This is a genomic window from Candidatus Burkholderia verschuerenii (assembly GCF_001189365.1).
Classification (GTDB): domain Bacteria; phylum Pseudomonadota; class Gammaproteobacteria; order Burkholderiales; family Burkholderiaceae; genus Caballeronia; species Caballeronia verschuerenii.
In genome coordinates, this window is sequence record NZ_LFJJ01000050.1 from 17713 (window position 1) to 30904 (window position 13192).

Below are 13192 nucleotides of genomic sequence, written 5' to 3' on the forward strand. Positions count from 1 at the left end.
TTTTTGAATACAGGAATAGGGAAAATGCAAAACTACGGGATTGCGCACGTCTGGGCGCAAGGCGACTTCGTCACACGGGGCATCGCGCTCGCGCTGGTCATCATGTCGGTGCTGTCGTGGACGGTCATCATCGTGAAGGCGTGGAACGTGGTGCGTCTGAAGCGTCTGACCAAGAACGCCGAACAAGCCTTCTGGCATTCGGACGATTTCAACGACGGCATCAAGAAGCTCGGCAGCCAGTCGTCGAGCCCGGCCGACAACCCGTTCCTGGCGCTCGCGCTGGCGGGTCAGGACGCGGCCGACCATCACACGCAGACGCAGCCGCATCTGCATGACCGCATGGACGTGTCCGACTGGATCACGCGCTGCCTGAAAGACACGATGGACGAAGGCGTCGGCCGCATGCAGGCCGGTCTCGCCGTGCTGGCGTCGATCGGTTCGACCTCGCCGTTCGTGGGTCTGTTCGGCACGGTGTGGGGGATTTATCACGCGCTGCTGACCATCGGCGCGACGGGACAGACGTCGATCGATCAGGTCGCGGGTCCGGTCGGCGAATCGCTGATCATGACCGCGTTCGGCCTGTTCGTCGCGATTCCCGCCGTGCTCGGCTACAACGCCCTCACCCGCGCGAACAAGAGCATCGTCACGAAGCTGAACCGCTTCGCGCACGGCCTGCACGCGTTCTTCGTCACGGGCGCGAAGCTCAATTCGTCCGCCAAGCGCGCGAAGAACGGCACCGACAATCTGCGTCTCGCGCCGCGCGCGTCCGCTTCTTCGTAAGCGCGGGAGGTTCGCATCATGGCCATGAGCCCTTTCGCCGGCGATGAAGACGACGGCATGATGAGCGAGATCAACATGACGCCGCTCGTCGACGTCATGCTCGTTCTCCTGATTATTTTCCTCGTGACCATTCCGGCCATGCATCATGCGGTGAAGATCGATCTGCCGCACGCCAGCAGCCAGCCGCAGGACGAGAAGCCCGCGCATGTGAATATCGCGATCAAGGCCGACGGCACCACGCTGTGGGACGATCAGCCGGTCGACGAAGCGACGCTGAACGCGCGCATCGCGCAGGCGGCGCAGCAGAATCCGCAGCCCGAGATTCATCTGCGCGCGGATCGTCTGGTGGCGTACGAAAAAGTCGCCGATCTGATGTCGGCGGCGCAATCCGGCGGTCTGACGAAGATCGGTTTCGTCACCGAGCCGAAGAACGGCAAGTAAGCGACGGCAAATACGCGCTAGAACAGGCGCATAAAGTAAAAGGCCTTCATCGTCGGATGAAGGCCTTTTTTCGTGCGCACTCGGCGCGTTCGGGCGAGGCGATCACTTTGGGCTCAATAGTTGGAACCCGCAGAATCTCCACATGCGGCAGCCGTGGTCGACACGGACAGCGCGATCAACCCGAGAAGGCTAACTATAAGAGTAGCCGTGAGTTTCCGCATAAGAGCTCCTTAGCGAAAGGATCTTCAGTCTACTGCTGCGATTTTTCCGGTTCAAGGTTCAGGCGATTGAATCTGTCCATCGCAAACGCGCGCTTCAATGTCATAAACGAATGACAGCGCGCAATCAGTTCAAACCGTTTCGCGTTCGGGCCGTTCGTGAACGGGACATTCTCCGGGAAAGCGTTGTCCGCTACCGATCGACTCGACAAGAAAATCGACGAACGCGCGCACTGCGGGGACCATGCCCTGCCGCTACAAGAACACCGCATACAGTTGCGGCGACGGAAACGTCCAGCCCGGCATCACCGGCGATAGCTGGCCGGTGCGCAGCGGCGCGCCGTACATCATCTCCGGCAGGGCCGCGATGTCGACGCCGCGCATCACGGCTTCGCGGATCATCGACAGATCGGCGGTAACCAGACGCGGCTCGTGCTCGAATTCGTGACGCGTGCCGTCCGGCGCGATCAGCCGATAGACGTGGCGGCCATCGGCCGAGGGCACGTCGATGGTGTCGTACTGCGCCAGCTCGGCGGGCGTCATGGGCGGCGCGTTGGGCTTGAGCAGCGAGGGCGCGGCGACCAGCATCTGCTCGGTGCGCCATAACGGGCGCGCGACGATGTTCGAATTCGCCGGCGGCTCGGACCGCACGCGCAACGCGACATCGATCGCATCCTCGAACAGATCGACCACGCGATTGGTCACGCGCAGCACCACGCGCACTTCCGGATAGCGATGCATGAAATCCGGCATGACCATCGACAGAAATGTCTGCGCGATGGTCACCGGCACGCTCACGCGCACCGTGCCGCGCGGCGAATCGCGCAGGCTCTGCACGACGTCGACGGCGGCGCGCGCTTCCGCGAGCATCGCCTGACAGTGTTGATAGAAGAGCTGCCCGGCTTCCGTCAGCGCGAGCTTGCGCGTGGAGCGCTGCAACAGCCGCACGCCCGATGGCCTCCAGTTCCGACACGCGCCGAGACAGTCACGACTTGGAAATGCCGAGCCCGCGCTCCGCCGCCGAAAATCCGCCGTGTTCGACGACATGCGAGAAATACATCAGATCATTGAGGTCGTGCGATTCCGCTTTCATGCTCGCGCTCGTGGTGGCCTGTTATCGAGATATTGTGCGCCGCGCTGAAAATGCGGCGGTCGTTATCGCCAGCGGGACAATCCATTGCGCCGCGACGTCTTTTACCCGGGAATTCGGTCCATATAATAGCTCTATGCTTCAAATTTAACGCTATTCCCTTATTGCGACGCGAGAGAACACAGCCATGAGCCGCACTATTTCCAGCATCATTCCGGCGGTCCGCACCGTTGAAGGCGGCGGATTCGTCGTGCATCGTCCTTTTCCGACCCGTCTCATGATGGATTTCGACCCGTTCCTGCTGCTCGACGAGATGGGACCGGTCGACTACGCGCCGGGCGAAGCCAAGGGCACGCCGGATCATCCGCATCGTGGTTTCGAGACGGTCACCTACATGCTCGAAGGCGAATTCGGTCACAAGGATTCGGCCGGGCATTCCGGTACGCTGCGTCCCGGCGACGTGCAATGGATGACCGCCGGCGCGGGCGTCGTGCATAGCGAAATGCCCGGCGAGGAATTCACGCGTCACGTCGGCCGCGTGCACGGCCTGCAACTGTGGGTGAATCTGCCGAAACGCGACAAGATGATCGAGCCGCGCTATCAGGAGATTCCGTCGGCGGGCATTCCGGTCGCGAAGAGCGAGGACGGCAAGGTCAGCGTCAAGGTGATCGCGGGCGAAGCGCTCGGCGTGAAGGCCGCGATCGAAACGCGCACGCCGATCCTGTATCAGCATTTCTCGCTGCAACCGGGCGCGAAGATCGAGCATCGCGTGCCGAAGGATTTTCGTGTGTTCGCGTATGCGTTGTCGGGCACCGGTCTGTACGGGCCGCATGCGCAGCCGGTGCGCGCGCAGCAGATGGTGCTGTTCAAGAACGATGCCGACACCATCACGCTCGCGGCGGGCGACGAAGCGGTCGAGGTGCTGCTGATTGGCGGCGTGCCGCTGGAAGAGCCGGTCGTGCGCTACGGCCCGTTCGTGATGAACACGGAAGACGAGATCCGTCAGGCCGTGATCGACTATCAGGCGGGACGCATGGGCGCGATCACGCACTGACGTCGCGACAATCGTCGGATCGAAAGTCAGCGCAATCAGGCGAAACGGCGCGGCAGGAACGGGAGCATTACGTCACAATGACCGTTCGAGCCGCGCCGTTCTTACTCGTCAGTTCCATTCAACGCAGTAGTAATGCATGGCCGCAACGACCGTGATCGCCACCGTGGGCGACGCCGATTATCAGGTCCGCCTCGACGACGGCACGCACACCTGGCTCGCCGACGAACCCGAGCGCCTCGGCGGCGGCGACCTGGCGCCCGATTCGCCCGCCCTGCTGCTGTCGAGCCTCGGCGCGTGCACCAGCATCACGCTGCGCATGTATGCGAAGCGCAAGGGCTGGCCGCTCGAATCGGTGCGCGTCGAACTGTCGATGACGAGCACGGCCGATGGCACGAAGATCGATCGCCAGATCACGCTCGACGGTGCGCTCGACGCCGATCAGCGGGAACGGCTATTGCAAATCGCGAATGCGTGCCCCGTGCACAAGATCCTGTCCGGCGCGATTCACATCGAATTCGGGCTGAGCTCTTGAGCGCGCGAGCAGGCATCGCGCAACATCTAAGGAAAACGTCGTTTTGAATTTCGAACATTTGATCCAGATCAACGATCCGCTCAACCCGCTGGTCGACTCGCTGACGCGCGAGCAACTGTGGGAAGGCCTCGTGCTGCGCGCCGAGCAGCCGCAACTGTTCGTGCTGGGCCTCGATAGCTGCGCGATCGTCTCGCGCGATGGCGACACGATGGAGCGCGAGCTGCACTACGGACAAGCCGTGGTCCGCGATCGCGTCACGTTGACGCCGAACGACAACGTGCGCTACGACATCCAGCCGACGGCCGATTACGTCGGCGGTTCGCTGACGATGGCCATCGAGCAGCCCGACGACGTGCAGCTTTTTCTGCGCTTCACCTACAGCACCACGCTGCCGGAAAAAGTCGATCCGACGTCGGACGAACTGCAGACGTCGGAGATCGTGAAGTCGGCGTATCGCGAGTCGGATATCGATACCGTGCGGCTGATTCGCCAGTACGCGCATGGCCGTCGCGACGAAGGTCCCCTGCATTGAGCATCGTTTGAACGGGCTGCGGTGAGTGCTTCGCCGCAGCATCGAGCGCGGCTATCAAATATTGCGCGTCGATCGGAAAGTCTAGTTGCAAATAGGAATAATTATCATTTACTATAGACCCATCGAATCAACGAACGCACACTTTCCGACAATGACCGACACGCTGCGATCCTCCACGCTTAGGCTGCGCCGCCCGGTTGCTCGCGACGCGGCGATCATCCGCCCGAAAACGGCTGCCGTCACGACGGTGCGCGCATCGACCGCCTCGGTTGCCGCCGATGCGAATGTCGAGCGCTCGCTCAAGAGCGATGCCCTGTTGCAAGGACGCAGCCATGTGAGCATCATGCATAATGGGGAGACCTATCAGTTGCGCGCCACGCGTCTGGGCAAGCTGATCCTGACGAAGTAAGCGTTGAAGTACCGGCAAGAACAGTAGTACGTACCGTGTATTGTGGGGACCACCTCGCCAAAGAGGTGTTTGGCACTAGCCAGCGAGGACGACTTGCACGCGAGAATTTAGACCCCTTCGTGCAAACACCAGCCAGTCGTCGATAGCAAGCGAAGCCGCTTTTTTTGGTTCCCGCGCCATTGAGAAGCATTCGAACGGCACACCTTCCATGCGAAGAGTGTGCCGTTTTTGTTTTGCGCTTCGATGACGAGCTAAAAAACTCAGGCGTTCTCGATGCCCAGCACGGCGATGCCCGCCTTCGCGATCTGCGCATCCTGCTCGGACTTGACGCCCGACACGCCCGCCCACCGCACCGACGATATCCGTGCCCACGAAAATCGGCACGCCGCCTTCGAGCATCGCGGACAGAAACGCCGTGCGGCCCTGCTTGATGGTGTCTTCGTAGACCTTGGTTTCGCGGCGGCCCAGCACGGCGGTGCGTGCCTTGCCCGTCGCCATCTCGGCGGTGCTCGCACCCGCGCCTTCCAGACGATGCAGATGCAGCAGACGATCGCCATCGTCCACGATGGCGATCGTCACATTCCAGTTGTGTTCCTTCGCGTGCGCTTCGGCGGCGGCCATCGCCTTGACGTCGTCGTCGGTCAGTACGGGTTTGGTTCTCACGTGGCGCCTCTCGGTGCCGCGCGAGGCGGCGTCGCTAGTTTCGGGTGAAGCCCCAGAACATCAGGTACCAGGCACTGTCCACGACGGCCAGCGCTGCGATGAACCATACCATCGAAAGAAGTCGATGACCAAACGTCGCGGCATAGCGCTTCATCACGCCCCACGCGAGCCACGCGCTCGCCAGATTCGCCAGCGCTAGCAGACCGAGACGCAGACCCGGCACCCACCAAAGCGGCACCTGCTCCGCGCGCAGGAGCGACACCGTCGTCGCCGACAGGCCGAGAAACACGCCCACGCCCGCGATCGGAATCAGCGACAAGGTCAGATGATGCAGACGCTTCGCATCCCACGTCCCGAGCGAGCGCGCGCCCGCCGCCAGCAGCGCGAGCAGCGCCGTGCCGTAGACGAGACCCGTCACGAGGATATAACCGACGACCATCGAGCCGTCGAGCCACGAGAAGACATCGTTCTGTTCGGGATAGTGCGTGAACAGGAACCACGGCGCGTTGGTATCGAGCGGCCACAGAATGTTGTGATCGATCAGCCAGCCGGCCAAATACTGCTTCAGATCGACGAACCACGTACTCACGGTCCAGTGGAACGCGCCGATCGCGATACCGAGGAGACCGTAGAGAATCAGCGCCGTGTCCCACGGATTCGCGGCCTTGTCGCCGAGCTTGACGACTTCTTCCGACGGCGAGCGCCACGACAGCCCGATCGCATCGCGATGGCCGCTGCATCGGCCGCACATATGGCAGTCGGCCGCGCCCCTCATGTTACGCAGCGGCACGAGCGGCGCGCAGTTGATCGGAATCACGCGATGCCCATGCTCGCCCTGCTTGTACGAGCGACGCCACGCGTCCTCGCTGACCTTGAAGTGGAACGGCGCAAGACGTGCGAGCAGCAAGAACACGCCGTTCACCGGGCACAAATATTTGCACCACACGCGCTTTTCGCGGCCGTACAGCACGCCGACGATCATCGCGCCGACCGTCGAGCCGCCGAGCACCAGCAGCACCGCTTTCGGATACTGATAGACGCTGACCATCTGGCCGTAGATCGTCGTGAGTCCGAAGGCGACGAACGGCCAGCCGCCCCAGCGCATCCAGCGCGGAATCGCCCAGCCGCGGCCGAAGCGGCTCGCGAATTCCGTGAGCGCGCCTTCGGGACACAGCACGCCGCACCAGACGCGGCCGAGCATCACCATCGACAGCAGCACGAACGGCCACCAGATGCCCCAGAACACGAACTGCGCCGCGAGCGTCAGGTTGTTCCACAGATGCGCGGAGCCATCCGGCAGCGGCATCACGGCGGGAACGATGATCAGAAAAGCGTACACGGCAACCACGACCCACTGAATCATGCGGATCGTGCTGCCGTGTCGCTGCATCCATTGGCCGGCTTGCTGAAGCCGGCTCGGGTTGGCACTGCCTGTAGGCATTACAGAACTCATGCTGGACGGCTTGCCGCCTTTTGTTTTTGCGCCATCGAGTTATTCGAACGACGCAGCAGAAGATAGATGACGATCCAGTACACCGCATACGCGACCAGATTCATCCCCGCCGGATGCGCGCGATAACCCGTCAGCGTCGCGACCAGCGAACCGAAGGTGCTCGAATCGTCCAGCAGCGCGGAGGAATTCCACACCTGATTGACGATCACCGGCAGCACTTCCATGTCGATCAGCTTGTCCACGCCCGTTTCGAACAGACCGGCCGCGAGGAACAGCAGCATGATTTCGGTGACGCGGAAGAACGAGCGCCACGAGAAGATCTTGCCGCCGAGCTGCAGCAGATAGAACGTCAGCAGCGCGAGCCCGAAGCCGAGCACGATCGCCAGATACTGCGAGGCATCGACATGTCCCGACTGGCCGAAACCGACGCCGTACAGAAACACCGCCGTCTCGCTGCCTTCGCGCGCGATCGCGAGCGCCACCAGCACTGCGATGCCCCACCAGTGTCCGTCCTGCGTGCTCTTTTGCAGCGAGGTTTCCATATCGCGCTTGAGCGTGCGGCCGTGACGCTTCATCCACAGCACCATCTGCTCGATCAGCACGCAGGCGACCAGCACCATCGCGGTCTGGAAGTAATCCTGCGCATCGCCCGACAACACTTCCGTGAAGCCGACCAGCGCCGCGCCCAGCGCGACCGCCGCGATCAGGCCGATCGCCACGCCCGCCCACAGATAAGGCAAGCCGCGGCGCGCCTGATGATCGCCGTTCTTCAGCCACGCGTACAGAATGCCGACGACGAGCAGCGCCTCGACACTCTCCCGCCACACGATGAATAGAACCTGCCCCATATCAAAACCTCCCGCTCATTCCACTTCGTTCGGCCGCGCAGTGTAGAACGCCCGCGCGGCACGGAGATTACTTCGCGACGATCACGCCTTGCGCGGACTGATGAAAATCGTCGAAGAACTTGTACTCGCCCGGATCCAGCGGCGCGATCACGACGAAGGAATCCGCGCCCGGCGCCAGCACCTTTTCCTTGCGCAACTGCACGCTTTCGAACTCGGCGGCGCCCTTGCCCGTGTTCTTCACCTCGATCTTGATACGCTTGCCCGCCGGCACTTCGATGCGCGCGGGGTTCAGCTTGCCGTCGTTCAGTTCGAGCTGGAACGTCGGCAGATCGGCGGCGTGCGCCGTGACGGCCACGAGTGCGGCGGCCAGCGCGATCAACTGCTTTTTCACTTTCATGCGAACTTCCCGTTGTTGATCGCGCCCGAACCTGCACTCATGGCCGGGCGCGATGCAGAACCACGCTTAATAACCGCCCTTCTTGCCGATGCCCGCGAACGGGAAGTCGTACTCGATGGTGAACGGCTTGAACCACGGCACGCCGGTTTCCTTGTCGACGTGACGGCCGAACGCCATATGACCCGTCTGCGACGGCGGCGCGATCATCAGCTTGAGGTGATACTTGCCCGGGCCGAACAGCTTGACGTTGTCGCCGTAGTGCGGACCGTCGTTAGCGACCATCGGCATCAGATCGCCCTTCACGGTTTGCGTCGAGCCGACCTTCGAGAGTTCGTACTTCACGTTCAGATACGGCATCCAGTCGCCTTCCGCGTAACCGGTCGGATTGTTCTTGACCGCGTGGATGTCGGCTTCCAGATGGATGTCGGAATCCGATGCCTTGCGCATCATGCCCTCCGGTTCCATCGTGATCGGCTGCAGATAGACGGCGCCGGTCTCCATGCCGCCTTCGATGTGCTGCTTGCCGATCGGATACTCGGCAGCGGATGCCGCCATCATCGCCGTCAAACCTGCGGCGGCGACAAGGCCGCGCATCAACGTTGAACCCATCTGATACTCCTTGTTGTTATCGGCCACGCGTGCCACACGGTCGTTTCAAGAAAAACCGGCTGTGGCGCAGTCACTCGCGTGCTGTCACGCTGGCCGGACAAACTTCTCCCTTTGGGAACGGCGCATCCGTATTCGATCGTGACAGCGCCGTGTCGCCACGCTTACTGCAAGCACGACTACGAACGTTAATACGAACCATTCTCAACTTTCGGCAGTTTAGCAAAGTTCGACACCCGGAACAATTTGAGTTAGCTTACAAGCCCAAGCGCAGTAAGGCTTTTAGCCGAATGGAAGAAGGCGTCGGCGGCATGAAAAAGCGCGACGAATCGCACGATCCGCCGCGCCGGGCGCTCAAATATCCTTACAAAACGCCTACTTACTGATGTGATCGCCGACATTCGCGCCGAACACGCGCTGCCGCAACAGCGCCAATTGGTCGCGGGTCTGCGCCGCCTTTTCGAATTCGAGGTTCTTGGCGTGATCCATCATCTGCTTTTCCAGCCGCTTGATTTCCTTCGACAGCTGCTTCTCGCTCATGTCCTCGAACTTCGCGCGGGTCTGCGCTTCCTTCAGCTCGGCACGCGCTTCGTCGGCGTTGTACACGCCGTCGATGATGTCCTTGATGCGCTTTTCCACCCCGCGCGGCGTGATGCCCTTCTCGGTGTTGTGCGCGATCTGCTTGGCGCGGCGCCGTTCGGTTTCGTCGATGGCGCGCTTCATCGAGTCGGTCATGTTGTCGGCGTAGAGAATCGCCTTGCCGTTCACATTCCGCGCCGCCCGGCCGATGGTCTGGATCAGCGAGCGCTCGGCGCGCAGGAAACCTTCCTTGTCGGCATCGAGAATGGCGACCAGCGACACTTCGGGAATATCGAGACCTTCGCGCAGCAAGTTGATGCCGACCAGCACGTCGAAGGTCCCCAGCCGCAGATCGCGGATGATTTCCACCCGCTCGACCGTGTCGATGTCGCTATGCAGATAGCGCACCTTGACGCCGTGATCGGCCAGAAACTCCGTCAGCTGTTCGGCCATGCGCTTGGTGAGCGTCGTGACCAGCACGCGCTCGTGCACCGCGACGCGCGCGTTGATTTCCGAGAGCACGTCATCGACCTGCGAGCGCGCCGGACGCACTTCGATTTCCGGATCGACGAGGCCGGTCGGACGCACGAGCTGCTCGGCGACCTGCCCCGCCTTGCCTTTCTCGTAGTCGGCGGGCGTAGCGGACACAAACACCGCTTGCCGCATCTTGCGTTCGAACTCGTTGAACTTGAGCGGCCGATTGTCGAGCGCGCACGGCAGCCGGAAGCCGTAATCGACCAGATTCTCCTTGCGCGCGCGGTCGCCGTTGTACATGCCGTTCAACTGCCCGATCAGAACGTGCGATTCGTCCAGCAGCATCAGCGCGTCTGGCGGCAGATAGTCGACCAGCGTCGGCGGCGGCTCGCCGGGCATCGCGCCGGAAAAATGCCGCGAGTAATTCTCGATGCCCTTGCAGAAACCCAGTTCCTGAAGCATTTCCAGATCGAAACGCGTGCGCTGCTCCAGCCGCTGCGCCTCGACCAGCTTGCCCTGCTCGTGGAAAAATTCGAGCCGCTCGCGCAGTTCGAGCTTGATGGCTTCCACGGCGCGCATCACCGTGTCGCGCGGCGTCACATAGTGCGACGACGGATAGACCGTGAAGCGCGGAATCTTGTTGCGTACGCGGCCCGTCAACGGATCGAACAGCTGCATCGACTCGATTTCGTCGTCGAACAGTTCGAGGCGCACCGCCATTTCCGCGTGCTCAGCCGGAAAGATGTCGATGGTGTCGCCGCGCACGCGGAACGTGCTGCGCGAGAAATCGGCTTCGTTGCGCGTGTACTGCATCGCGATCAGCCGCGCGATGACGTCGCGCTGCCCGAGCTTGTCGCCCGTGCGCAGCGTGAGAATCATCTTGTGATACTCGGACGGATTGCCGATACCGTAGATCGCCGACACGGTCGCGACGATCACCACGTCGCGCCGCTCGAGCAGGCTCTTGGTGGCGGACAGACGCATCTGCTCGATGTGATCGTTGATCGACGAATCCTTCTCGATAAACAGATCGCGCTGCGGCACGTACGCTTCCGGCTGGTAGTAGTCGTAGTACGAAACGAAGTACTCGACCGCGTTGCGCGGAAAGAACTCGCGGAACTCCGCGTAAAGCTGCGCGGCGAGCGTCTTGTTCGGCGCGAACACGATGGCCGGCCGCCCCATCCGCGCGATGACGTTCGCCATCGTGAAGGTCTTGCCGGAGCCGGTCACGCCCAGCAGCGTCTGGAACGACAGACCGTCCTCGATTCCTTCGACGAGCTTGGCGATGGCTTCGGGCTGATCGCCCGCGGGCGCGTACGGTTGATAGAGCTGGAAAAGCGAATCGTCGAACGTGACGAATTTCGATTCGTCCAGTTCGTCGTCGTGGGTTTCGGTGAGTGTGTCGGACATGGGAGATCGTAAATCTTCGCCGAAAGCAAACAACCATTCTAGCGGTTGAAGGCGGGTGCGCGCTTGGCGAAGCGGAGACGAAAATCAAAGCTTCTTCGGCTTCAAAGTTGGGCTGTCGGCGGCAAACTCAAGCACGCGTGGTAGCGCCCCGATTTCGCGCAAAACCCAACGCCGATGCGCGAATTAGGGCCAAAAAGCACGCGCATTCGCACCATATTCGTCCTAAAACCATCGCTGGATTCGTTACAATGAGCGACAGGGCCCGACGGAGGAAAGTCCGACGGAGGAAAGTCGTTTCGTTCCAGACACTTCTGCCGTCGTCGCATCGCCCCGCGCGAATCCGTGGCACACTTCTGCCGCTCGTCTTCCTCTACTGTCGATAGATCATGTCTCTTTTCTCTGCCGTCGAACTCGCTCCCCGCGACCCGATCCTGGGCCTGAACGAAGCCTTCAACGCCGATACGCGCGCCACCAAGGTCAATCTTGGCGTCGGCGTCTACACGAACGAAGAAGGCAAGATTCCGCTCCTGCGCGCCGTGCGCGAGGCCGAGAAAGCGCGCGTCGATGCCGCGCTACCGCGTGGTTATCTGCCGATCGACGGCATCGCCGCTTACGACTCCGCCGTGCAAACGCTGCTGCTGGGCAAAGAGTCCCCGCTTATCGCGGCCGGTCGCGTCGTCACGGCGCAAGCGCTGGGCGGCACGGGCGCGCTCAAGATCGGCGCCGACTTCCTGAAGCGCATCAACCCGAATGCCAAGGTCGCCATCAGCGATCCGAGCTGGGAAAACCATCGCGCGCTATTCGAAGGCGCGGGCTTCGAAGTCGTCAACTATCCGTACTACGACGCCGCGACGCACGGCGTGAACTTCGACGCGCTGATCGCCGCGCTCAACGGCTACGCGGCCGGCACCGTCGTCGTGCTGCACGCGTGCTGCCACAACCCGACCGGCGTCGACCTGACCGATGCGCAGTGGAAGCAGATCGCCGAAGTCGTGAAGGCGCGCAATCTCGTGCCGTTCCTCGACATGGCATATCAGGGCTTCGCCGAAAACATCGAGGCCGATTCCGCCGCCGTGCGCCTGTTCGCCGCCACCGACATGAACGTGTTCGTGTCGTCGTCGTTCTCGAAGTCGTTCTCGCTGTACGGCGAGCGCGTCGGCGCGCTGTCGATCATCACGACCAGCAAGGAAGAATCGACGCGCGTGCTGTCGCAACTCAAGCGCGTGATCCGCACCAACTACTCCAACCCGCCGACGCACGGCGGCTCGATCGTCGCGGCCGTGCTGGCTTCGCCCGAACTGCGCGCGATGTGGGAGCAGGAACTCGGCGAAATGCGCGATCGGATCCGCGCGATGCGTCTGGGTATCGTCGAGCGCCTGACGGCGAATGGCGTCGATCACGACTTTTCGTTCGTCAGCAAGCAGCGCGGCATGTTCTCGTACTCGGGCCTGACGGCGGCGCAAGTCGATCGTCTGCGCGAGGAATTCGGCATCTATGCCGTGAGCACGGGCCGCATCTGCGTGGCCGCGCTCAACACGCGCAATATCGATGCAGTCGCGACCGCCGTTGCCGCCGTGCTGAAGTAGTCGGCCCTTCAGAATTAGTCGAAGTCAAGGGTGGCAAGGGGCCGCCGGAAGATCGTGTTTCCCAGAACTCCCAGAAGCAATATTGATCTGAATGGTTTCCTGGGAGTTTGGAACTTCGCC

Annotated in this window: 13 protein-coding genes and 2 pseudogenes; 8 read left to right on the forward strand and 7 right to left on the reverse strand. The window is 62.0% G+C overall.

Going from position 1 to position 13192, the window contains the following annotated elements:
* The first annotated feature begins 24 nt into the window (after nucleotides 1-24).
* Together BVER_RS11635 and BVER_RS11640 are read left to right on the forward strand one after the other, a co-directional pair.
* Nucleotides 25-780, forward strand: coding sequence for a MotA/TolQ/ExbB proton channel family protein (locus tag BVER_RS11635; RefSeq protein WP_050453435.1), 756 nt, complete (start codon nucleotides 25-27; stop codon nucleotides 778-780).
* Between the two features lie 18 nt (nucleotides 781-798).
* On the forward strand, nucleotides 799-1221 hold the full coding sequence (locus tag BVER_RS11640) for an ExbD/TolR family protein (protein WP_050453436.1): 423 nt from the start codon (nucleotides 799-801) through the stop codon (nucleotides 1219-1221).
* 350 nt (nucleotides 1222-1571) lie between these two features.
* On the opposite strand, the pseudogene BVER_RS11645 reads toward BVER_RS11640, so the two are convergent.
* Nucleotides 1572-2532, reverse strand: a pseudogene (locus tag BVER_RS11645) (LysR family transcriptional regulator).
* Between the two features lie 184 nt (nucleotides 2533-2716).
* On the opposite strand from BVER_RS11645, the gene BVER_RS11650 reads away from it, so the two are divergent.
* The 4 genes from BVER_RS11650 (at nucleotide 2717) to hemP (ending at nucleotide 5056) form a co-directional block, all read left to right on the forward strand.
* Nucleotides 2717-3583, forward strand: coding sequence for a pirin family protein (locus tag BVER_RS11650; RefSeq protein WP_050453437.1), 867 nt, complete (start codon nucleotides 2717-2719; stop codon nucleotides 3581-3583).
* A 136-nt stretch (nucleotides 3584-3719) separates the two neighbouring features.
* Nucleotides 3720-4115, forward strand: a complete 396-nt coding sequence (locus tag BVER_RS11655) for an OsmC family protein (RefSeq protein ID WP_050453438.1) — start codon at nucleotides 3720-3722, stop codon at nucleotides 4113-4115.
* A gap of 43 nt (nucleotides 4116-4158) precedes the next feature.
* Nucleotides 4159-4647 carry an SRPBCC family protein gene (locus BVER_RS11660; protein WP_050453439.1) on the forward strand — a complete coding sequence of 163 codons (489 nt, stop codon included), beginning with the start codon at nucleotides 4159-4161 and terminating at the stop codon, nucleotides 4645-4647.
* Nucleotides 4648-4798: 151 nt separating this feature from the next.
* On the forward strand, nucleotides 4799-5056 hold the full coding sequence (gene hemP, locus BVER_RS11665) for a hemin uptake protein HemP (RefSeq protein WP_050453440.1): 258 nt from the start codon (nucleotides 4799-4801) through the stop codon (nucleotides 5054-5056).
* Between the two features lie 260 nt (nucleotides 5057-5316).
* Here hemP and BVER_RS11670 read toward each other — a convergent pair.
* From BVER_RS11670 to BVER_RS11690, 5 genes and pseudogenes are all read right to left on the reverse strand, one after another.
* Nucleotides 5317-5719, reverse strand: a pseudogene (locus BVER_RS11670) (GlcG/HbpS family heme-binding protein).
* Between the two features lie 34 nt (nucleotides 5720-5753).
* Nucleotides 5754-7160: a 4Fe-4S binding protein gene (locus BVER_RS11675; protein ID WP_370444233.1), complete on the reverse strand. Its 1407-nt coding sequence runs from the start codon at nucleotides 7158-7160 to the stop codon at nucleotides 5754-5756.
* Nucleotides 7161-7168: 8 nt separating this feature from the next.
* Complete coding sequence (locus tag BVER_RS11680) at nucleotides 7169-8020, reverse strand: FTR1 family iron permease (protein ID WP_050453442.1); 852 nt, start codon at nucleotides 8018-8020, stop codon at nucleotides 7169-7171.
* Nucleotides 8021-8087: 67 nt separating this feature from the next.
* Nucleotides 8088-8417, reverse strand: a complete 330-nt coding sequence (locus BVER_RS11685; protein WP_050453443.1) for a cupredoxin domain-containing protein — start codon at nucleotides 8415-8417, stop codon at nucleotides 8088-8090.
* A gap of 66 nt (nucleotides 8418-8483) precedes the next feature.
* Complete coding sequence (locus tag BVER_RS11690) at nucleotides 8484-9026, reverse strand: iron transporter (RefSeq protein ID WP_050453446.1); 543 nt, start codon at nucleotides 9024-9026, stop codon at nucleotides 8484-8486.
* Between BVER_RS11690 and BVER_RS31415 the strand changes: the two genes are divergently transcribed.
* Nucleotides 9017-9409, forward strand: coding sequence for a hypothetical protein (locus BVER_RS31415; protein WP_157056017.1), 393 nt, complete (start codon nucleotides 9017-9019; stop codon nucleotides 9407-9409). The genes BVER_RS11690 and BVER_RS31415 overlap by 10 nt on opposite strands.
* Here BVER_RS31415 and uvrB read toward each other — a convergent pair.
* On the reverse strand, nucleotides 9399-11486 hold the full coding sequence (gene uvrB, locus BVER_RS11695; protein WP_050453444.1) for an excinuclease ABC subunit UvrB: 2088 nt from the start codon (nucleotides 11484-11486) through the stop codon (nucleotides 9399-9401). The genes BVER_RS31415 and uvrB overlap by 11 nt on opposite strands.
* A gap of 386 nt (nucleotides 11487-11872) precedes the next feature.
* On the opposite strand from uvrB, the gene BVER_RS11700 reads away from it, so the two are divergent.
* Nucleotides 11873-13072: an amino acid aminotransferase gene (locus BVER_RS11700; protein WP_050453445.1), complete on the forward strand. Its 1200-nt coding sequence runs from the start codon at nucleotides 11873-11875 to the stop codon at nucleotides 13070-13072.
* Nucleotides 13073-13192 lie beyond the last annotated feature (120 nt).